The 20,350-nt window shown below is 70.9% G+C and carries 17 protein-coding genes; 7 read left to right on the top strand and 10 right to left on the bottom strand.

The features are described 5' to 3' along the window. The coding region (locus tag OV207_RS04090) for a YkvA family protein (RefSeq protein WP_267552748.1) at positions 1 to 212 on the bottom strand (212 nt) is incomplete at its 3' end. 102 nt (positions 213 to 314) lie between these two features. Further along, complete coding sequence (locus OV207_RS04085; RefSeq protein WP_267552746.1) at positions 315 to 1,361, bottom strand: ABC transporter ATP-binding protein; 1,047 nt, start codon at positions 1,359 to 1,361, stop codon at positions 315 to 317. A 141-nt stretch (positions 1,362 to 1,502) separates the two neighbouring features. On the opposite strand from OV207_RS04085, the gene OV207_RS04080 reads away from it, so the two are divergent. Further along, positions 1,503 to 2,162, top strand: coding sequence for a nuclear transport factor 2 family protein (locus OV207_RS04080; protein ID WP_267552744.1), 660 nt, complete (start codon positions 1,503 to 1,505; stop codon positions 2,160 to 2,162). A gap of 108 nt (positions 2,163 to 2,270) precedes the next feature. Here OV207_RS04080 and gyrA read toward each other — a convergent pair whose 3' ends face one another. Together gyrA and OV207_RS04070 are read right to left on the bottom strand one after the other, a co-directional pair. Further along, on the bottom strand, positions 2,271 to 5,153 hold the full coding sequence (gyrA, locus tag OV207_RS04075; RefSeq protein ID WP_267552742.1) for a DNA gyrase subunit A: 2,883 nt from the start codon (positions 5,151 to 5,153) through the stop codon (positions 2,271 to 2,273). Positions 5,154 to 5,369: 216 nt separating this feature from the next. Further along, a complete protein-coding gene (locus OV207_RS04070) occupies positions 5,370 to 6,203 on the bottom strand; it encodes a tetratricopeptide repeat protein (RefSeq protein WP_267552740.1) in 834 nt (277 codons plus the stop codon). Between the two features lie 564 nt (positions 6,204 to 6,767). Here OV207_RS04070 and OV207_RS04065 point away from each other — a divergent pair. Then, entirely contained in the window at positions 6,768 to 8,093 is a 1,326-nt protein-coding gene (locus OV207_RS04065; RefSeq protein WP_193346483.1) for a M24 family metallopeptidase, read from the top strand. Positions 8,094 to 8,232: 139 nt separating this feature from the next. Then, positions 8,233 to 8,592 carry a response regulator gene (locus OV207_RS04060; protein ID WP_267552738.1) on the top strand — a complete coding sequence of 120 codons (360 nt, stop codon included), beginning with the start codon at positions 8,233 to 8,235 and terminating at the stop codon, positions 8,590 to 8,592. A gap of 30 nt (positions 8,593 to 8,622) precedes the next feature. On the opposite strand, the gene OV207_RS04055 is transcribed toward OV207_RS04060, so the two are convergent. Continuing rightward, the gene (locus OV207_RS04055; RefSeq protein ID WP_267552736.1) at positions 8,623 to 9,840 is read right to left on the bottom strand and encodes a tetratricopeptide repeat protein; all 1,218 of its coding nucleotides are present in this window, start codon (positions 9,838 to 9,840) and stop codon (positions 8,623 to 8,625) included. A gap of 314 nt (positions 9,841 to 10,154) precedes the next feature. Here OV207_RS04055 and OV207_RS04050 point away from each other — a divergent pair, with 314 nt between their 5' ends. Beyond that, on the top strand, positions 10,155 to 10,901 hold the full coding sequence (locus OV207_RS04050) for an endonuclease/exonuclease/phosphatase family protein (RefSeq protein WP_267552734.1): 747 nt from the start codon (positions 10,155 to 10,157) through the stop codon (positions 10,899 to 10,901). Positions 10,902 to 11,024: 123 nt separating this feature from the next. On the opposite strand, the gene OV207_RS04045 is transcribed toward OV207_RS04050, so the two are convergent. The 5 genes from OV207_RS04045 to OV207_RS04025 form a co-directional block, all read right to left on the bottom strand. Then, the gene (locus OV207_RS04045) at positions 11,025 to 11,828 is read right to left on the bottom strand and encodes an acyl-CoA thioesterase (RefSeq protein WP_267552732.1); all 804 of its coding nucleotides are present in this window, start codon (positions 11,826 to 11,828) and stop codon (positions 11,025 to 11,027) included. Between the two features lie 22 nt (positions 11,829 to 11,850). Further along, entirely contained in the window at positions 11,851 to 13,458 is a 1,608-nt protein-coding gene (locus OV207_RS04040; RefSeq protein WP_267552731.1) for a TIM44-like domain-containing protein, read from the bottom strand. Beyond that, positions 13,455 to 14,084, bottom strand: a complete 630-nt coding sequence (locus OV207_RS04035) for a hypothetical protein (RefSeq protein WP_267552729.1) — start codon at positions 14,082 to 14,084, stop codon at positions 13,455 to 13,457. The genes OV207_RS04040 and OV207_RS04035 overlap by 4 nt, the downstream gene beginning before the upstream one ends. A 40-nt stretch (positions 14,085 to 14,124) precedes the next feature. After that, positions 14,125 to 14,802, bottom strand: a complete 678-nt coding sequence (locus tag OV207_RS04030; protein ID WP_267552727.1) for a uracil-DNA glycosylase — start codon at positions 14,800 to 14,802, stop codon at positions 14,125 to 14,127. A 96-nt stretch (positions 14,803 to 14,898) separates the two neighbouring features. Continuing rightward, positions 14,899 to 15,480, bottom strand: coding sequence for a hypothetical protein (locus OV207_RS04025; RefSeq protein ID WP_267552725.1), 582 nt, complete (start codon positions 15,478 to 15,480; stop codon positions 14,899 to 14,901). A gap of 187 nt (positions 15,481 to 15,667) precedes the next feature. Between OV207_RS04025 and OV207_RS04020 the strand changes: the two genes are divergently transcribed. The 3 genes from OV207_RS04020 (at position 15,668) to OV207_RS04010 (ending at position 20,307) form a co-directional block, all read left to right on the top strand. After that, positions 15,668 to 17,404: a CpaF family protein gene (locus tag OV207_RS04020; RefSeq protein ID WP_267552723.1), complete on the top strand. Its 1,737-nt coding sequence runs from the start codon at positions 15,668 to 15,670 to the stop codon at positions 17,402 to 17,404. A 186-nt stretch (positions 17,405 to 17,590) separates the two neighbouring features. Beyond that, positions 17,591 to 18,556 carry a hypothetical protein gene (locus tag OV207_RS04015; protein ID WP_267552721.1) on the top strand — a complete coding sequence of 322 codons (966 nt, stop codon included), beginning with the start codon at positions 17,591 to 17,593 and terminating at the stop codon, positions 18,554 to 18,556. 14 nt (positions 18,557 to 18,570) lie between these two features. After that, positions 18,571 to 20,307, top strand: a complete 1,737-nt coding sequence (locus OV207_RS04010; RefSeq protein ID WP_267552720.1) for a hypothetical protein — start codon at positions 18,571 to 18,573, stop codon at positions 20,305 to 20,307. Positions 20,308 to 20,350: the final 43 nt, after the last annotated feature.

Here is a 20,350-nt window from a genome sequence, read left to right as displayed (position 1 = left end):
GCCCCACCGGGGCTGTAGCGCTGCACCTCGCGCACCATGAAGAGGGCCGCCGCGGACAGCACGCCCAGGTCATCCAGCCAGCCGAACAGCGGGATGAAGTCCGGCACCGCGTCCACCGGCGACACGAAGTACAGGACGGCCAGCAGCCCTGCCAGCTTCCGCCACGTCCCCACCTTGGGGTCGCGCACGTAGCGGAAGAAGCGGGTTCCCATTCCTCGAAGGCCTGCGATGTTCATACCCCTCCCTACGCGTGGGGGCCCGGGTGATTGCACTTCCCGTGCCCTGTGCTCGCACGCCTGGTGTGCAGGCGGGCGTCAGGCGGCCTTCTCTTCCATCACCTCCGCGCGGCCCGTGACCTCCAGCCGGGCGCGGCTGCCCTCGCGCAGCGGGGACGCCGGGGAGGCCCGCACCACCAGCGCCATGCCGGCGCAGGACACGGTGAAGTCCACGTGCGCGCCCCGGAAGGCGCGCTCCAGCACGTCGGCGCGCAGCGCGCCGCCCACCGCCACGCCATCCATGTCCGGCGTCAGCTTCAGCGCTTCGGGCCGCAGCGACAGCATCACCTGGCCGCGCGCGTCCGCGTTCAGCGGCAGGTTGCCCAGCGCCGTGCGCGCGACGCGGCCGAAGGCGGACCCCGGCAGCAGGTTGGTGCCCCCCAGGAAGTACGCGGCGAAGGCGGTGCGCGGAGATTCGTAGACGGACTCGGGCGGGCCTTCCTGCTCCACCGTGCCCCCGCGCAGCAGCACCAGCCGGTCCGCGAAGGCCAGCGCGTCCCCCACGTCGTGCGTGGCGAAGAGCACCGCGGAGCCCCGGGCCTTGAGCACGCGACGCCACTCGCCCAGGAGCGCGGCGCGCAGCCCGGCGTCCAGGCCGGCGAAGGGCTCATCCAGCACCAGCAGCTTCTCGCCGGAGGCCAGCGCCCGGGCCAGCAGCACCCGCTGCCGCTGTCCCCGGGACAGGGTGCCGCAGGGGCGCGACTCCAGGCCCTCCAGTTGGAACATCGCCAGCAGGCCCCGCGCGTGCGCCGGGCCCTCGCCCTTCGGCTGCGCGCCCATCACGACGTCCAGGGCGCAGAGGCCGGACTCCAGCTCCGCGTCCTGGAGCACGCGACGCAGCGGGCGCTGCTCCGGCGGGACGAAGGCGTCCGGGCCCGCGAGCACGCGGCCCTCCAGCGTGACGGAGCCCCCGCTGGGACGCTCCAGCCCCGCCACCAGCCGCAGCAGCGCCGTCTTGCCGGAGCCCGAGGACCCCATCAGCGCCAGCGACTCACCCGGCTCCAGCGCCAGCGACACGTCCCGCACCGCCGGGGACGCGGCACCGGGATACGTCAGGGAGAGGGAGTCGAGCGAGAGCAGGGGCATGACGACAGGCACACTATGGCGCGCGTCCGGCGGGGCAAAGCACCGCGTCCACGGCCTGGGCGATGCCGGACATGGCGTGTGGCGGGGGAGCGGAGGAAGGCTAGGCTCCGCCCCGCTCTTCCCCTTTCGCAGGGAGTCTCCATGTCGCGCCTTCTCATCGCCTGTGCCGTCCTCCTGGGAGCCTCGTCCGCCTTCGCCCAGGCCCCTGCCGCTCCCGCGGCTCCGCCCAAGGCCGCCCCCGCCTCCAAGGCCGCGCCGGCCGCGACCGCCCCCAAGGCCGCGCAGCCGGATCCGCGCAAGGCCGTCGCCGAGCGCACCCAGGCCGCCCTCGCCCAGCTTCCCGCGCCGAAGCCCGAGGACGTGAAGTCCATCGACTCCCTGCTCAAGGCCCTCTACGACTCCATCAGCGGCCCGGGGGGCACGGCTCGCGACTGGCAGCGCTTCCGCTCGCTCTTCTATCCCGGCGCGACGCTGGTGCCGCTCATGGGCAGCCCGACCGCCCCCGGCATCCGTGCACAGCCCTTCAGCGTGGAGGAGTACATCGCCCTGGCCACCGCGGCCTCCTCCCAGCAGGGCTTCTTCGAGAAGGAGACCCAACGCCAGGCGCTGGGCTACGGGGCCCTGGTCCAGGTGATGAGCACCTACGAGGCACGGGGAACCCCGGACGGCGCCGTCATGATGAAGGGCGTCAACAGCATCCAGGTCTTCAACGATGGCCAGCGCTGGTGGCTGATGCACATCGTCTGGCTGGACGAGAAGACGGCCGGCCTCAAGGTCCCCACGGACCTGACGCGCAAGTAGCCACCCCCTCGCGGGGAGCCCTCCTCAAACGAAGAGGGCCGGGACCCGGAGGGCGCATGCCGCGCCTCCGCTCCCGACCCTCCAGGACTTCACACCGACGGCCTGGAATCAGCCTTCGGAGCCGGGCTCGTCGTCCGAACCCGGCGAGTTGGCCGGGTCCGCCGAGCCCGCCGCGTCATCGAACGGCGTCGCGTCCGAAGAGGCCTCCACCGCCGGAGCCGCGTCCGAGGCCTCGCCCGGCGCCGCGTCCACCGGAGCGACGGCCTCACCGCCCTCCGTCTCCTCCTCCGACTCCTCGCCTTCGGGCAGCTTGGAGATGGCCATCACCTTCTCCTCGCCGTTCTCCAGCGCGATGAGGCGCACGCCCTGCGTGTTGCGGCCGATGACGGAGATCTCCTTCACCTTCATGCGGATGAGCATTCCGCCGTTGGTGACGATCATCACCTCGTCGCTGTCCTTCACCTGCACCACGCCCACCACGCGGCCGTTCCGCTCGGTGGTCTTGATGTCGATGATGCCCTTGCCGCCGCGGCCCTGCTGCCGGTACTCGGCGCCCTGCGTGCGCTTGCCGTAGCCGTTCTCCGTCACCGTGAGGATGGCGCTGTCCGACGCCACCACCGGCGCCTGCTCCCCCTCCGGCGCGGGCTCGCCCTCCGCCGGGGCCGGGGCCTTCGCCTCCGGCTCCACCAGGTCCGCGCCCACCACTTCGTCGCCCTCTTCCAGCGTGATGCCCTTCACGCCGTAGGCCTGACGGCCCATGGAGCGCACGTCCGACTCCGGGAAGCGGATGCTCATGCCCGTCGCCGTGGAGAGCAGGACGTCCTTCGTGCCGTCGGTGATCATCACGCCGACCAGCTCGTCGCCCTCGTCGATGCCCAGCGCGATGATGCCGCTGGCCCGCACGCTCTCGAACGCGCTCAGGTCCGTGCGCTTCACCACGCCCTTCTTCGTGACGAAGAAGACGTAGCGGTTCTCCGGGAAGTCGCGCGTCACCAGCACCTGCGCCAGCCGCTCGCCCTCACCGAACTGCACCAGGTTCACGATGGCCTTGCCGCGCGACGTCCGGCTGCCCTGCGGAATCTGGTACACCTTCAGCGAGTACAGCTTGCCCTTGGTGGTGATGGGCATGAGGTACGCGTGCGTGCTGGCCACGAACACCTTGGTGACGAAGTCGTCCTCCTTCGTCCCCGCGCCCGTCTTGCCGCGCCCGCCGCGCTTCTGCGCCCGGTACTCCGACAGGGGCGAGCGCTTCACGTAGCCCGTGTGCGAGAGCGTCACCACCATCGTCTCCTCGGCGATGAGGTCCTCGTTGGTGAACTCGTCCACCGCGCCGCTGATTTCGGTGCGGCGCTTGTCACCGTAGCGCTCGCGGACCTCCATCAGCTCCGCCTTGATGACGCTCAGCAGGCTGTTCTCGTTGGCCAGGATGTCCTGGAGCCGGATGATGTCGCGCGCCAGCCCGATGAGCTCGCGGAACAGCTCCTCGCGCTGCAGGCCGGTGAGCCGCTGCAGGCGCATCTCCAGGATGTTCTGCGCCTGGCCTTCGCTGAAGCCCGCGCCCTCGTACTTGTGCGCCAGCCCCCCGTAGGACGGCTCCTCGTTGCGCGCGCGGCTGACCAGCAGCTCCATCTGCGCCTTGGCCTGCGCGTAGTCGATGCGCTGCAGGTCCTTGAACTGCTCGCGCGTGTAGAGCTCCGGCGACAGGATGTTCATCAGGCCCCAGCGGGCCTCGTCCGGGTCGCGCGACGCGCGGATGAGGCTGACCACCAGGTCGATGAGGTCCTGCGCCACCAGCAGGCCTTCGACGATGTGCATGCGCGCCAGCGCCTTGCGCAGCTCGAAGCGCGTGCGGCGCGTGACGACGTCGCGGCGGTGCGCGACGAAGCGGTCCAACATCTCCTTCAGGTTCAGCGTGCGCGGCTGCCCGCCGTCGATGGCCAGCATCACCGCGCCGAAGGTCGTCTCCAGCTGCGTCATGGAGAAGAGGTTGTTGAGCACCACCTGGGAGATGGCGTCGCGCTTGAGCTCGATGACGATGCGCATGCCCTGACGGTCGCTCTCGTCACGGATGTCGCTGATGCCCTCCAGCTTCTTCTCGCGCACCAGCTCGGCGATCTTCTCGATGAGGCGCGCCTTGTTCACCTGGTAGGGGATCTCCGTGACGATGATGGCCTCACGGTCTCCCTTCTTGGTCGTCTCAATCTCCGTGCGCGCGCGGATGGGGATGGAGCCCCGGCCCGTCTCGTAGGCGCGCATGATGCCCTCGCGGCCGGTGATGATGGCCGCGGTGGGGAAGTCCGGCCCCTTGATGAACTCCATCAGGTCGCGGACGGTGCAGTCCGGGTTTTCAATGAGGTGCAGCGTGCCGGACACCACCTCCGTCATGTTGTGCGGCGGGATGTTGGTGGTCATGCCCACCGCGATGCCGCTGCTGCCGTTGACGATGAGGTTGGGGAACTTGGCCGGCAGGACGAGCGGCTCTTCCAGCGAGTCGTCGTAGTTGGGGCCGAACTCGACGGTCTCCTTGTCGATGTCCGACAGGAGGTCCTCCGCCAGCCGCTCCATGCGCACTTCGGTGTAACGCATGGCGGCCGGCGAGTCGCCGTCCACCGAGCCGAAGTTGCCCTGGCCGTCCACCAGCAGGTAGCGGAGGCTCCACTCCTGGGCCAGACGCACCATGGCGTCGTACACGGACGAGTCGCCGTGCGGGTGGTACTTACCGATGACGTCACCCACCACGCGCGCGGACTTCTTGTAGGCGCGGTTGTGGAGGTTGCCCAGGTCATTCATCGCGAAGAGGACGCGACGGTGCACGGGCTTCAGGCCGTCGCGCACGTCTGGCAGCGCGCGGCCGATGATGACGGACATCGAGTAGTCGAGATACGAACGGCGCATCTCGTCTTCGATGTTGATGGGAATGAGCTCTCCGGCGCCGCTCGACGGAGGGGGCGCGGAGGGCGTTGCCGGCGTGTCGGTGGTGTCGTCAGCCATGGGCTCTGGAAGGTGCGGACGGGCCCCTCGCGTGGGGGGCTCCGCCCGATGGAAGAGTGTTCGTAACCCCTGGATTTCCCTCAGTCAACAGGGGAAACAGGGGGCATGTACCCTGGTTGCCCGCCCGCCCGGTTCCAGGCGGCGGAAGGGGCCTTTCCAGGGCCTGGGATTCAACACCTGGACGGTGCGTTTTCAGCCCCGCGGGACGGTGCGTTTTCAGGCCTTGGGGCGCAGGCTCGCGGACAGCCGCTCCGCCTCCGCGCCCACGCCGCCCTCCGGGTCCTTCTTCTTCGCCATTTCGAACGCGGCCAGGGCCCCTTCGCGGTCGCCGCGCAGCTTCAGCGCCACGCCCACATTGAGGTGCGCGGAGGGGTTGTCGCGGTCCATGGACAGGGCCTCGCGGAACAGCGCGAGCGCCTGGTCCACGTCGCCGGACAGGAGCGCTTCACGGCCCGCCTGCACGCGCTTGTCCGCGTCGTTGACCAGCTCCACCTCCAGCACGCTGCGCCCCACGACGTGGGCCACCAGCATGCGCAGGATGCCGCCCCAGTAGAACGTGAGCCCCTCGGCGGCGACGACGGCGGCCAGGGGCAGGTCGGGCAGCAGCTGCTTGCCCCGGAACTTGAAGCGAACCTTGGTGTAGCGGCCCTTGTTGGTCCAGTGCACCAGCTCGCCCTGGAGCTTCTTGAGGCCCTCCTCCAGCCGCGCGGGGTCGATTTCAAAGGGCAGCACCCGACCGCCAGGCTCGCCCGCGGGCAGGCGCTTGCGGTCGTCCTCGCGGGGGTCCTGCATGGGGGCCGCGTCGGGCTCGGCTTCGAAGACGGGCTCGGCCTCCAGCACGGGAGGCTTCGGGGAGGACGCGGCGGCGCCACGGGGCCTGGCGGAGGGCTCGGCGAGGGGCTCGACATGGGACTTCACCGGCCGGGCCGGGGACTTCACCGGGCGGGCTGGGGACTTCGCCGGCCTGGCCGGGGGCTTCGCGGGCGCGGCCGGGCGCGAGGGCTGCTTCTTCGCCTTCGCCTGGGACTTGCGGGGTGCCGTTCTTGCCATGGGTCCACTCTAAGCGACCCCCGCGCCCGCCGCTCGTGAAGACGTGCGAAGTCAGCCCTCCTCCGGGGCCGGGTGTCGGTGGGTGCCCTGCTCGGAGCCGGTGCGGCCACGGCGGTGGGAGGGCCCCCGGAGCCGGTGTGCTCCAGACAACCCATTCCTACCGTCTCGCCGGAGAATGACCGCCTCGGGCGAAAGCAATTGGCTGCCTTGACTGCCATTGCCTGGAAAAACAGACTCTCATCATCGGAAATGACGTCTGGGTTCACCGCTGGCGGAGGTCCGACGCATGTCGCGACAGGAGCCAGGAGTCCAGTTCCACGACGACCCGCTCCTGTTCATGGAGCGGTCGCTCCCCGCCGGCGGCGCCGCGCGGGTTCCCGGAATGCCCCCCCCTGACGCATGGCCGCCGTGCCCATGCCGGTTGATTTCCGGGGTGTCCTCACCTCTCGCTGAAACAACGGCGGGCGAGGGGCACCGGGCAGGCGGCTGGACGCCTCGCGAAGGTTTCAACGCCGCGCGGCCGTGAAACACTTGGCGCCCTCCCCCACCCAGGAAGCACGCCCCATGATGCGCGTCCGGTCCGTCCTCCTCTCCTCCCTGCTGCTCGCGTCACTCGCCCACGCGGCGCCCGCCGTCCCCGCCGCGGAGGGCGCGTGGCCCCGGCTGCGCAAGGAGCGCCTGCAGAAGCTGCTGCCCCAGGCCATGGCCCGCGCGGGCGTGGATGCGTGGGTGGTGCTGTGCCGCGAGAACGACAACGACCCGCTCGCCGCCCACGTCGGCGGGGAGAACGCGGGCGGCACCGCCGCGTTCCTGTTCCTGCGCGAAGGCAGCGCGCTGCGCTCGGTGGCGCTGTCGCCGGTGGGCGAGGCCACCGCGCTCAAGGACATGGCGGTGGTGGATGAGGTGGTGCCGGTGGACCGGGGCGCGGACGTGCTCGCGCTGGTCGCCGGGCGGCTGACGAAGGCGAAGCCCGCGAAGGTGGCCATCAACTCCTCGGAGCGGATGTCCCTGGCGGACGGGCTGTCCGCCACGCAGCGCGCGAAGCTGGAGGCGGCGCTCACGCCCGCGATGCGCAAGCGGCTGGTGTCCTCCGAGGACCTGGTGTCCGAGTGGCTGTCGGTGAAGCTGCCGGAGGAGGTGGACATCCTGCGCAAGGCCGCGGCCCTCACCGCGCAGTTGGAGGAAGAGGCGTACCGCACGGTGGTGCCGGGCAAGACGCGCGACTCGGACGTGGCGCGCTTCCTCAAGAAGCGCATGGCGGAGCTGGGCGTGGGCGACGGGTGGCAGCCGGACCAGAACCCCAACGTGAACAGCGGGCCCACGCGCGGCCACTCGAACGCCACCGACCGCGTCATCCAGCCGGGGGACTTCATCCAGACGGACTTCGGCATCCGCGTGGGCAATACATGGGTGACGGACATCCAGCGCTTCGCGTACGTGCTGGCGCCGGGTGAGAAGCAGCCGCCGGCCGAGGCGCTGGCCAAGTGGGAGAAGTCGAAGAAGGGCAGCCGCATCGCGCTGGCGGCGATGAAGCCCGGCGTGCGCGGCTACGACGTGGACAAGGCCCAGCGCGACTTCATGCGCGAAGCGGGCTCCGAGCCCGTGATGTGGGGCACCGGCCATCCCGTGGGCTACTGGGCCCACGACGCCGGCCCGGCGCTGTCCGGCGCGCAGTCCGGCAAGCCGCCCGCGGGCTCCGCGCTGCGCAGGTTGCAGCCCGGTCAGGTGTTCGCCTTCGACGGCTTCTTCGCGTGGAAGGACGGCAGCAGCCCGGACGCGCTGCGCATCCTCTCCGTGGAGGAGATGGCCGTCGTCACCGACACCGGCGCCGAGTACCTCAACCCACCCCAGGAGCAGCTCATCCTCATCCCGTCCGCGCCGAAGCCCTGAGCAGCGGGGGCGTGCACACCGCGGGTCGGGGGCATTCCCGACCCTGGCGACCCAGGGGGTGGGGAGGGTGCGCGCGGCGGACCGGGCTCGGCTAGAGTCGGGACATCGCCGCGCCGCACCGGCGCTGGAGGGCCGCCCCATGCCAAGCGTACTGGTCATCGACGATGACCTCTTCGTCCTCGCGACCGTGGGGGACGTCCTGCGGAGCGCGGGCTACACGGTGCTGACGGTGCAGTCGCCCGCGGAGGCGTTCCACCTGGACCTGTCCGGCATCTCCGCCATCCTGTGCGACTACAACATGCCGGAGATGAACGGCTCCGACGTGCTGGTCGCCATGCGCGAGTTGCAGGAGTGCCGGGCGCCGTTCATCTTCCTCACCGGGCACTCGGACCTGGACGACCTCATCCCCGTGGCCATCCGCTACGGCGCGGAGCTGCTGCCCAAGCCCGTGGATCCAACGGAGCTGACGCGGCTCTTGCGCAGGCAACTCGCCGCGTGAGCAGGGCGCGGGGCCCGGTGGAGGCCCGCGTCAGCCCAGCTCGGTGAGCAGCGCCTCGGCCTGCGCGCGCCAGTCGGGCTCCAGCGAGGACAGGCGCAGCAGCGCCACCAGCCGGCCCTTCGCGGACTCGCGGTCCCCCAGCCGGGCCTCCACGCGGGCCAGGGACAGGACGGGCTCCGCCCGGTGGGGCGCGCGGTGGTGGGCCTCCACCAGCAGCTCGCGCGCGGGCGCCGTGGCCTCCGGGGGCCCGCCCTCCACCTGGCCCAGCAGCAGCAGGGCCTGACGCCACGGGGGCATCCAGTCGCCCGGGGACAGGCGCACGGCTTCGCGCCACGCGGCGAGCGCGCGCTCCACGTCCGGGGGCTCGCGCGCCTCGAACACCAGCGCCTCCACGGAGCGGCTGAGCCCGGTGGACATGCCGCGTGCTTCCAGCTGGTCGCACAGCTCCAGCGCCTCGCGGAAGCGCCGCTCCGTCACGCGCAGGCGGGCCAGGTGCCCCAGGGCCGCCACGCCTTCGGGCTCCACCCGCACGCGCGCCTCCGCGGCGGACACCGCGCCCCGCACGTTGCCGCGCGCCAGCCGCACGTCCGCCAGCGCCTTGAGCAGGCCCACGTCGTCCGGCACCGCCTTCTGTCCCTGGCGCAGCAGGTCCTCCGCCGCCTCCAGCTCCCCGCCGGCCTCCAGCGCGCGCGCGAACACCAGGTAGCTGGGCGCGTGCCAGGGGTCCAGGTGCAGCGACCGCTCCAGGTGCGCGAAGGCCTCCTCCAGCCGGTCCAGCAGGAAGAGCACCCGGGCCAGTTGGAAGTGGTGCAGCGCCACGCGGGGCTCCAGCGAGACGGCGTGCGCCAGCGCGGGGTGCGCGGCCGCCGCGTCGCCCTGCTCCACGCGCACGTAGCCCAGGCCGAAGAACGCCTCCGTGGGGGGCTCCGGCTCCGCGACGAGCGCGCGGTAGAGCTCCAGCGCCTGGGGCCACTCGCCGCGCCGCGTGTGCAGCGCCGCGCTCACGAGCCGCGCATCGCGCTGTTCGTCCGCGCCGGCCCGGGTGACGGCCAGGAGCAGGGACTCCGCCAGCGCGTCATCGCCGTCCACCAGGGCCAGCCGGGCCAACGTGAGCATCGCCCGCCAGTCCAGCGCGTTGCGCTCATGCGCCCGGGTGGCCTCGCGACGGGCCCCCTCCAGGTCCCCGGCCTTGAACAGGGCTTCGTAGCGTGGAACCGGGTTCAGGACAGACGCTCCCCCATGAGGCATGGGCTCGAAGACAATCAATGCGTGGAAAAGCTAATCAGGGGTGTCCGTCCGCGCCGCGCGGCGACTTCCGGAAAGAGACGTCCTCCCGGGCCTCGGTCCAGCGCGTGAGCCCACCCGGATTCCGGCCCCTTCGCTCCCCTCCAGGTTAGCAGACAAGCAGGCAACCTTCCTGCGCTGTCCCTACCCCATGGCTTGCGAGGCGGAAGTGGACCCGGGTCGTAGAGGGAGACCGCCAGGGAGCGTCCCGCGGAGCCCGTGTCCCAGGTAGGCCCACGGACTTGCCCGGGGGCCTGCTTCATGGTCCCCCTGGAGGGGTGCGACTCAAGGTGCTCACCCTCAACGTGGCCCACGGCGCGCCCTTCGCGGTGCCCCTGCCGTTCCTGCGCCGACGGGCGGACTTGCTGGGCACGCTGGACGGGGTGGCGGCGCTGCTCGTCCGGGAAGCGGCAGACGTGGTGGCGTTGCAGGAGGCGGACCGGTCCAGTCTCTTCAGCGGGCGGGTGGACCAGGTGGAGCGCATCGCCGCGCGGGCCGGCTATCCCCACGTGCACCACGGCGTGCACTCCGGGGTGCCCGGGCTGTTCGCGCAGGGCACCGCGCTCCTGGCCCGAGGCATCCTGGAGGCGCGGGAGGCGGCGCACTTCGGCCGGGACCGCCGCGTGGACAAGGGCTACGTGGTCGCCACGCTCGCGGCGGAGGACGGGCCCGGCCCCGACGTCGTGTCGCTCCACCTGGATCCGTTCTCCCACGCCGTGCGCCTGCGGCAGGTGGACCGGTTGATCCACGCCCTGCGCCAGCGGCCCGAGCGGCCCCGCGTCGTGCTGGGTGACTTCAACGCGGAGGACGTGGAGGGCCAGGGCCCCGTGGCGCGCCTGTGCGACGCGCTGGGGCTCCATGCGCCGCAGGAAGGCGAGCCCACCTATCCGGTGCCCCACGCGCGCCAGCGGCTGGACTGGGTGCTGGCCTCCACCACGCTGCGCTTCACCCGTTACACGCGTCTGCCAGAAGCCGTCTCCGACCACCACGCGGTGGTGGCCGAGCTGACGGACGCCGATGGTTGAATCGCGCGTGGACCGGCGCTGGTGATGGCACGGCGCCACGAAGCGCCATGGCGCCGCCGGGGTGGAGCGCCTCCGCGAGGCGCGCCGCCTCCCTGCCACCGGGGCCTCACCGCGCGAGCGGGCTCAGCCGAGCACGGCCACCAGTTGCCGGCACTGCGCGAGCAGCGTGCCATCCCGGGCCCAGAGCAGCTGGGACTCCTCGGTGTAGCCCTCGGCGGCCTGCCGTGAGCGGCCGGTGCGCAGGTACTGCGTGTCCGGCGCCAGGTGCGTGAGGGGGAACGTCTGGAAGAACTGCACCGTGAAGTCCACCGTGGCGGCGGCGCGGAAGCCATCCACCTGCGACAGCACGGACGGCGGATACGCGTCCATCAGGCCCACGCACAGGGGCGCGTCCAGCACCGTGGGGTCGCGGGGCCGCAGCCAGCCTCCCACCTCCGCCACGGCCGCGCCCGAGTACGGCGGTGAGCCCACGCAGTAGCGGTACTCGAAGAAGCGGCAGAAGTCCGGCATGGGCACGTCCTCGGGGACGGGCTCGAGCGTCTCCGGGGCCGGCACCTCCGGCATGGCGAAGTCCAGGTAGCCGGGCGCGCCGCCCCGCGCGGCGCCGAAGGTCGCGGTGGCGACGGCCACCACCCCGCCGCCATTCTCCACCCGCGCGGTGGCGTGGGTGACGAGCTTGCCCGCGCGCTCCAGGCGGGTGTGCACGTCCGCCACGCCCTCCACCGCGGGCGAGCAGAAGTGCACGGTGAGCGAGCGCACCGGCCGCTTCGCGTCGTTCAGGTGATGCTCCAGCGCGCGCATCACCTGCCCCGCCACCACGCCCCCGTACGCGCCCCGGCCCTGATACCAGGCGGCCTCGTAGCGCGAGCGGTAGTGCCCGGGGGCGAGCGGTTCGACGAGGGTGGCGGCAAGGAAGGCAGCGGTCATGATGCACCGCATCCTAGCCGCATCACCCCTGGTAGGCCTCGTCCTGTTCGATGCGGCTGAGCACCCAGTCGAACTCGCCGGAGGTCACCCGCGCCTGGCAGTGCGTGCAGTGGCCCGCCATGTTGATGGACAGCGGGGCGCCGCACGACGGGCACTGCTTCTTCGTGTCCGCGAGGCCCTTCACGCCGCGTCCGCGGATCAGCGTCCAGTATTCGCTGTAGGCCCGCGTCCTGGAGCGGCTGCCCCCGACGACCTTCTCGTCCTGGTCGCGCACCGTGAAGTCCAGGCTGACGGCGTGCACGCGCAGGGTGACGGCGTCGTAGTACGCATCCCGCGTCACCCGCGCGAGCGACAGCTTCGTGATGCGCGCGTCCTGCGTGATGTTGCGCAGGCCCGCCTGGCGGTAGGCGTTGATCCAATACAGCTGCGTCTGGAAGAGGTTGTCGCTGAGGAAGGGCCGCATGCCCTGCCACTCGCGCCTGGACCACGCCGTCTGCATCTCGTGGAAGATGAACTCCAGCCGGCGGCGCAGGCCTATCGCGGTGACGTTCGGATCCTCCTGCGTGAGCGTGGCCAGCGTCTCATGCGCCTTGGGGTCGCGCAGCGTGGGCAGCTCCGTGCCCTGCTCCTCGGTGGTGCCGGTGAGCTGGGGGCCGCGCTGCTCGCGCTCCAGCGACGCCGCGGAGGTCACCACCCAGTCGAACCCGCCGGTGTTCACCACCGTGTCGCAGTACGAGCAGTGGTGTCCCTGCACCGCGTCCAGCGGCGCGCCGCAGTTCGGGCACTTGGAGATGCGCGCGGCATCCGGGGGACGCGAGCGCACGGCCGTGTCCCGCTCCAGCGTCCACGCCTCCGCCACGTACCAGCTCTGGTCCGTGCCGGAGACCTCCGTGTAGTTGGCCTCGAAGTGCACGGTCACGGAGACGCGCGGGCTGTTCGACGCCACGCCGGACACCTCGTGGTACGTCATGCCGCCCACCACCACGGCCTTCACCGCGGTGGGGCGCCCCAGCGCCTGGAGCGAACGGATGGCGTCGTCGGACAGCCACGCACCGAAGCTGTCCAGGCGGTCGCCACCGCGCGCCTCGTGCACCTTCGCGAAGAGCGAATAGACGAAGTCCTCGAAAAGGACGATGGAGAAGTCCGGATCCAGCGGACGCACCTGGCCGTCCGCGCCGCGCGCGCGCAAGCGGCCCAGGCCCGCGAGCTTTCCGCGCAGCGACGTCTGGCGCCGGGGCGGCGGAGGCCCGTGGGGCGCGGCGGTGCTCCAGCTCCGGGCCTCCTGCTGGTTCGAGCTGCGCGACAGGGCCACGGCGACGACCGCCAGTCCCCCGATGAGGAGCAGGACGCAGCAGGCCCCAAGGCCACCGCTGCCGGACGAGGAGCCCGAACTCCCGCCATAGGAGCTGGACACGCCGCGGCTGCCGGAGCTGTAGGAGGTACGGCTGCTGGAGCTGCGGCTGCTCGACGAACTCCGACTGCTGGACGAACTCCGGCTGCTGGACGAGCTGCGGCTGGAGCCCCGGTAGGAGCCGCCGCCACCCGGGCGCGCTTCCACTTCAGGCAGGAGGGGGAGGCCCATCCCCAGGAACAACGCGACGGCGAGGAGGAACGCGCGCGAGCCCCTCACGCCGCCGCTCCGGGCAGGTCCGGCAGTTCGTTGACGTCGTCTTCCATGCGCGGCAGCACGCGCGCCAGCGGCGGCTGGATGCGGCGCAGGGCCTGGAAGAAGGGCTCGGGCGCGGGGGACGCGACCAGCGCGGCGGACAGCGCGGCGAGGGCTTCCTGCCACTCCGTGCCCAGCGCGGCGGTGTCCACGCCGTGGTCGGCGACGACCTCCACGCGGCGCTCCAGGAGGGAGACGAACACGAGGATGCCGGTGCGCCGCGACGTGCGCGACACGCCCAGTTCGGTGAAGGCGGCCCGGGCGGCGGTGCGCACGGCGTCTTCCTGGAGCTTGCGCGAGGTGAGCGCGCGGCGCAGTGGAGGAAGTCCCCAGCTGGCCACCACCCCCGCGAAGAAGGACAGCAGCACCGCGAGGGGGAAGACGGCCAGGTGGATCTCCTGCGGGATGAACAGGAGCACCATGAGCACGGCGAACGCGAGGCCCGCGCCCACCCGGGCATCGGTGTGGGCGTAGTGGCCGGAGGAGGCGCGCACGGCCACCACGACCTCTGCGGACGTCTGCGTTTCAATGGCCGCCACGGCTTCGGCGGCCTGGGTCCGGGCGGCATCTTCAAGGAACGTCGTGGCCATGATGGGCCGGCACTATAGCCAGCCCTCCGACATTCCAGGCCTACCCAGGCAGTCGCCAGTCGATGGGCTTCTGCCCCCGGGCCTCGAGCGCGGCGTTGGTCTCGCTGAAGGGCTTGCTTCCGAAGAACCCCTTGCTGGCGGACAGGGGGGACGGGTGCGTGCCCTCCATGACGACGTGGCGCTTCGCATCGATGAGCGACTTCTTCTTCTGCGCGGGCTTGCCCCAGAGGAGGAACACGACGGGGTCGGGCTTCTCGCTCACGGCGCGGATGACGGCGTCGGTGAACTGTTCCCAACCGTGTTTCGCGTGGCTGTTGGGTTCGCCCTGGCGGACGGTGAGCACGGTGTTGAGCAAGAGCACGCCCTGCTTCGCCCACGGGATGAGCGACCCGTCGCGAGGCTTCGGTGCGCCCACGTCGCTCTGGAGTTCCTTGAACATGTTCACGAGCGAGGGCGGAGGAGGCACGCCGGGCTGGACGGAGAAGGCCAGGCCGTGGGCCTGCTTCGGGCCGTGGTAGGGGTCCTGGCCCAGCAGCAGCACGCGCACGTCGTCATAGGGCGTGAGGCGGAAGGCGGAGAACATGTCCGCCTCCGACGGGAACACGGCGTGCTCCCTGCGTTGCTCCCGGACGAAGCGATCCAGCTCCTTGAACGACGGCGCGTGGATGGCGTCATGCAGCACCTTCTTCCAGTCTTCGGGCAACCCATCCGCCAGCATCGTTGTGACCCTCCGAAAGACCCCACCCTACCCGTGCGATAGGGTCCGGGGCGTCATGATTGCAATGGCATGCCGCGCGGCGAACATCGCGGCGCCTCAGGGCGAGGGTGCGGGAGGCGTGCGCGTCCCCGCGTCCAGCCACTGGGCTGGAAACGCGGGATGCGATTCGCCCCAGGAGGTATCCCCCACGGGGATGGACCTGTCCGACGGCGCCACGGGAGTGCCCGCATCAGGGCCGACGGGAGCGGAGAGGCTGTCGGGTTCGCCATCATGGAGGCTGCGCAGGATGCGTCCCTCGGAGATGCGGACCGCGTAGGTGGCACCGCCATCCAGCAGGAGCACGCCCGGCGAACAGGCGCGGGGATCCGCGTCCACGCGGACGAAGGCGATGTCTCCTTCGCGCAAGACGCGGAAGCGGTAGGACTCGCGCCGGTTCCAACACGAGCGTCCCTCCTGCTCCCGGGGAAGGAACGCATCCGCCGCGACGCCCACGGCGCGAAGCACGGCTCCGTCCAGCACGTACACCTGCCCCGGAGCATCGGTGGACAGTGATGGCTGCGCGAAGAAGTCCGGGAAGACGATGGACGGGTCCTCGACCCAGGAGGGCTCGGGCGAAGTTCCCTGGCGCCGCATGCACCCGATGAACAGCACCGTCCCCAGAAGCAGCAGGCGCCTCATGGTCCCGTCCCCCGCATACAAGGCCCCTGGAGTTTCTGGATCGTGAAGTCCAACGCGTCCTCGATGCAGGGGCGGTGGGCGCACGCCGGGAGCCACCAGGATATGGGGGCGCTGGCAGGGAAAGCGAGCAGGCAGTCAGGTCGGGTGCTTGGGGTCGGCGCCAGGGCGCGCTAGCCTTGCTCCCGCCATGACGATGTACACCGAGTCGCTCCGCGCCTTCCTCAAGCCCGTCCTGCCCTACCTGGACGACGAGTCGGTGTCGGAAATCATGATCAACGGCCCCACCGACGTGTGGATCGAACGCAAGGGCCGCCTGACCAAGACGGATGCCTCCTTCTCCGAGGAAGGCCTGATTGGTGCCGCGCGCAACATGGCCCAGTTCGTGGGCCGCCCGCTCACCGACGAGCGCCCCCGCCTGGACGCGCGCCTGCCCGACGGCAGCCGCATCCACGTCGTGATTCCGCCCATCGCGCGCAACGGCACCACCATCTCCATCCGCAAGTTCTTCAAGGACAAGCTGAGCATCGACTCGCTCTTGAAGTTCAAGTCGCTCACCAAGCCCATGGCGCGCCTCATCGAGGCGGGCATCGCCACCAAGCTCAACATGCTGGTCGCGGGCGGCACCGGCTCCGGCAAGACGACGCTGCTCAACATCGTCTCGTCCCTCATCCCGGACGAGGAGCGCATCCTCACCATCGAGGACTCCGCCGAGCTCCAGCTCAACCAGTCCCACATCGTGGCCTTCGAATCCCGCCCCCCCGACAAGTTCGGCAAGGGCGGCGTGGACATGGGTGACCTGCTGCACTCCGCGCTGCGTCTGCGCCCGGACCGCATCGTGGTCGGTGAGGTGCGAGGCGGCGAGGCCTTCCACCTCATGCAGGCCATGAACACCGGCCACGGCGGCTCGCTGGCCACCACGCACGCGAACACGCCCACGGACACGCTGCGCCGCATCGAGTCTCTTTGCCTCATGTCGTCGGTCGAGATGCCGATGGTCGCCGTGCGCGCCCAGGTGGTCAGCGCCATCAACTTCGTCATCTGCTGCGAGCGACTCCACGACGGCAGCCGGAAGACCATCGCCCTGTCGGAGGTGCTCCCCCTCACGGAGAAGGGCGAGTACCGCACGCAGGACATCTTCGTCTTCACGCCCGTCTCCAAGGACGAGCACGGCAACATCCTGGGCTACCACGCGCCCACCGGCATCATCCCCAACTTCATCCAGAAGGCGCGCGCGTACGGGTTCGACGACCTGGACGACGCCTTCTTCGACCCGGCCACCTACGGCGTGCCGCCCCCGCCCAGCTTCCAGGTCGGCGAGTCGTACACCCTGCGGTGGGCCCCCTCGCTGAAGCACCGCGAGCAGGGTCTGCCGGACCCCGCCCACTTCAAGGAAGAGTGGAACCGCTTCGAACAGCTGCTCAAGAACGCGGCCCCGGATGGCCCCGTCTCCGGCGGGCATGCCGCCAAGCCCGCGGGCGCGCCCGTGCAGGTGCAGGTGCCCGCCAAGGCGGCCCTCCCGCCGCCCGCGAAGTCCCCCGCCCCGGCGCTGCGGCCCTCCCTGCCGCCCCGGCCGCCGCCCGGCGCGGACGACGACAAGACGCCACCGCCCACGCGCAACCCGTTCTCGGAGTCGGACCACGCTTTGGCCTCCGAACCGCTGGTGCAGGTGGCCGACGACCTGCTCGCGGAGGAGATTCCTCCCCGGCAGACCCCGCCGCCCCGGCGTCCGCCGCCGTCCCCCCCGAGGTCCGTCCCCGCCTCCGCCAACAACGTGCGCGCGGCCGCGGCGCCCCCGCGACGTCCGCCGGGTCCGCCGCCACCTCCGGAGGACGACGACGACGAGGATGACCTGGGCCCCAGGACGGAGCTGAACACGTCGGAGAAGACGCAGATCCGTCCGGCGCCCGAGCGTCCGCGCCGGTAGGGACAGCGCACCCTGCGCCCCAGGTCCCCGCGCGGCTCGCGGGGGCGTGACGACGTGACACATCCGCGCGAGGCGCCCGACGCTGGACATCGGGGTCGCCCCCGGGTGGGTGGGGCCCTGTCCCACCATGCGGCTTCCACGAATCCGGACCTTGCGACGCGGTCGGCTCGGGGAGAAAGTGGCCCTGTGTTGATCCCCTTCATCGCCGCGCTCACCCTGGTGGTCGCCCAGGCGCCCGCGCCCTCGTCCTCCGCGAAGCCCCTCACCGTGCTGCTGGCGCCGACGGACGTGGCGCGTGGCACGCCCCGCTACCTCATCGGCTTCGCGCAGGAGCACGTCGCCGAGCAGCTCAAGGGCCGGGGCCTGGAGGTGATCCGCGTGGCGGACGTCACCCGCACCCTGCCGAAGAAGAAGCGCGCGGCGATGATGCGCTGCAACCGCACCCAGCCCTCGTGCATCGCGTCGCTGGGCCTCGCGGCGAAGACGGACGTGGTGATGGTGACGGAGGTGGTGCCCTACCTCAAGGCCTACAAGGCCGGAGTGCGCGTGTACACGGCGCAGGACGGGGCGCCGCTCGTCGAGCACTCGGTGCCGGGCGTGAGCGAGGACCAGGTGCTGGACGCGCTGACCCAGGCGCTGGACGTGGTGGTGCCGCGCACGCTGCGGGTGCTGCGTCCGGAGCCGGTGGCGCCGCCGCCGCAGGTGGTGGTGCAGACGCCCACGGTGACGCCGTCCGACAAGCCGACGGTGACGCCGGGCGTTTCGCCGGGTGTCGAGCCGCCGACGCGGGTGGATTTGACCGACACGCCCCGGGTGGAGCCGGAGACGCCGGGACGGCGCAAGTGGGCGTGGGTGCCGGCGGCGGGCGGCGTGGTGGCCGCGGGCGTGGGCACGGTGTTCCTGGTGCAGTCGCGCAGCAAGTTCGATGACCTGGACAAGAACGAGTTCTCGACGCTGGCCGAAGCGGATGCGGCGCGGGACTCCGGCAAGCGTTCGCAGACGATTGGCGTGGTGGGCATTGGCGTGGGCGCGGCGGCGGTGGTGACGGGCGCGCTGATGTACTTCCTGCCGACGAAGCAGTCTTCCGTTCAGCCGTCCGTGACGCTCACGCCCCAGGGCGGTGGACTCAGCGTCGCCGGGACGTGGCAGTGAGTTCGGGGAGAACCATGCGGAACATCTGGAAGGTCGGAGCGCTGGGCGCGGTGTTCGGTGCGGTGCTCAGCGTGGGCGGATGCCAGGACTTCGACGCGGCCTACGAGCGGTGCGTGGCCGAAGGCCGCTGCGAACCGGATGGGGGCTCGACGGACGCTGGTGGCGATGCGGGCCCCGTGATTCCCACCTGCACGTTCAAGCCGGACGTCATTGATGAGCCGGACCCCCTGGGCGAGGACCTGAACTGCGACCTCGTCGATGGCATGGCGTCCGCGGGTTACTTCGTGGATCCGGTGAACGGGCTCGAGACTAACAGCGGCTCCCAGTTCGAGCCGGTGCAGACGCTGGCGAAGGCATTGGCGCTGATCCAGGCGGGTGGGGATCCGACACGCACGAACGTGTACCTGGCGGTCGGGACGTACAACGAGCCGGAGACCATCGTCACTGTGCCGGTGTCCATCCACGGCGGCTACACGTGGACCGGACCAGAGGGGAAGGGCTATTGGACCCGTGTTCCTGGTGAAGGAGTCACCGTCATTGACGGTGGCACGCTCGCGTTCACGGTGCAGAACGTCATGGATTCGGGCGTGCTGCTGAACACCCTGAACATCACCTCCGCGTCCGGAGGAAATGACGGCGGGGCATCTATCGCGCTGCGCATCATGCGCAGTTCTTCCGTGCACCTCAGCAAGGTGGTTGTGGAGGCCGGACAAGGCGGCGAGGGGGAGGGCGGAACTGCTGGGAGCATCGGCAACGAGGGCGCCTTTGGATTGAATGGCGTCGCTGGGAAAGACTCAGTGCCTGGCCGGAGAGGCGACGGCGGAGTGAGCAGCTGCGCAACCGGCAACACGGGAGCTGGAGGCGCGGGGGGGGCCGGAGGGGGCAGCGGCAGTGCAAGCAAGGGTTCCGACGGTCTTGCCGGAATCCCCGGGACGCCTTTCGGCGCGGGAGGAGCATCAGGAGTTCGCTCGCCCCCCGACTCCGGCACCAACATCTATGCGTGCCAGGGGGAAAAAGGTTCGGACGGTACTGAAGGCGCGCCGGGTGATCCTGGAACCCTGGGAGATGCGGGAACCGGGGTGGGGATGGTGAATCCGGAGAAGGGAATCTGGGAAACTACGGCAGCGCAAAATGGTGCCGCAGGAACCCAGGGGCGTATCGGAGCAGGCGGGGGTGGCGGTGGAGGTGGAGGTGGCTGCTCAGACGTCGAGATTGATCCCGCTGAATCCGCAGGCGGTGGCGGTGGCGGTGGCGGTGGCGGTGGCGGCTGTGGAGGCACACAAGGAAGGGGCGGAGGGGCCGGAGGGGCATCCATCGCGCTGTTGATCATCGAAGCCAACGTCGTGGCGGGGAGCAATTCCCGCCTGATTGCCCATGGCGGTGGCAATGGCGGTGAAGGAGGGCGCGGCGGGGACGGTGGCAAAGGCGGCACTGGAGGCGAGGGCGGCCTTGGAACCAAGGTCGACGTTACCGGTCAACCAGCCGGTGTGTTCTACAGCACCTATAGCGGTCCAGGCGGCAAAGGGGGACCGGGCGGAAGAGGGGGACCGGGTGGCGCGGGAGGCGGTGGAGCAGGAGGACCCTCCATCGGTGTGTGGTGTGCGCAAGACGCCGGGGTCTTCTTCGAGACGGGTAGTTTCATCGAAACGAACGACGGTGGCGCGGGTGGGTTCAGTGTCGGGAACCCTGGTGCACCCGGAGTTCAGGCGTCGTATTTCGATTGTCTCGGTCCTGATGGTGGAGTGCTCTGACGCCCCTTCACCGCCCGCTGCCCAACAGCAGCGGGCGTGAAAG

It is taken from the genome of Corallococcus sp. BB11-1 (genome assembly GCF_026626625.1).
GTDB lineage: Bacteria > Myxococcota > Myxococcia > Myxococcales > Myxococcaceae > Corallococcus > Corallococcus soli.
Note: the sequence above shows the minus strand (reverse complement) of the source record. Positions and strands in the feature narration are given on the sequence as shown.

Coding starts and splice junctions, on each gene's coding strand:
- OV207_RS04025 (WP_267552725.1), bottom strand. CDS start 15,480: ATGAGGCGCCTGCTGCTTCTGGGGACGGTGCTGTTCATCGGGTGCATG.
- OV207_RS04030 (WP_267552727.1), bottom strand. CDS start 14,802: ATGCTGGCGGATGGGTTGCCCGAAGACTGGAAGAAGGTGCTGCATGAC.
- OV207_RS04080 (WP_267552744.1), top strand. CDS start 1,503: ATGTCGCGCCTTCTCATCGCCTGTGCCGTCCTCCTGGGAGCCTCGTCC.
- OV207_RS04055 (WP_267552736.1), bottom strand. CDS start 9,840: ATGCCTCATGGGGGAGCGTCTGTCCTGAACCCGGTTCCACGCTACGAA.
- OV207_RS04035 (WP_267552729.1), bottom strand. CDS start 14,084: ATGGCCACGACGTTCCTTGAAGATGCCGCCCGGACCCAGGCCGCCGAA.
- OV207_RS04020 (WP_267552723.1), top strand. CDS start 15,668: ATGACGATGTACACCGAGTCGCTCCGCGCCTTCCTCAAGCCCGTCCTG.
- OV207_RS04085 (WP_267552746.1), bottom strand. CDS start 1,361: ATGCCCCTGCTCTCGCTCGACTCCCTCTCCCTGACGTATCCCGGTGCC.
- OV207_RS04065 (WP_193346483.1), top strand. CDS start 6,768: ATGATGCGCGTCCGGTCCGTCCTCCTCTCCTCCCTGCTGCTCGCGTCA.
- gyrA (WP_267552742.1), bottom strand. CDS start 5,153: ATGGCTGACGACACCACCGACACGCCGGCAACGCCCTCCGCGCCCCCT.
- OV207_RS04060 (WP_267552738.1), top strand. CDS start 8,233: ATGCCAAGCGTACTGGTCATCGACGATGACCTCTTCGTCCTCGCGACC.
- OV207_RS04070 (WP_267552740.1), bottom strand. CDS start 6,203: ATGGCAAGAACGGCACCCCGCAAGTCCCAGGCGAAGGCGAAGAAGCAG.
- OV207_RS04045 (WP_267552732.1), bottom strand. CDS start 11,828: ATGACCGCTGCCTTCCTTGCCGCCACCCTCGTCGAACCGCTCGCCCCC.
- OV207_RS04010 (WP_267552720.1), top strand. CDS start 18,571: ATGCGGAACATCTGGAAGGTCGGAGCGCTGGGCGCGGTGTTCGGTGCG.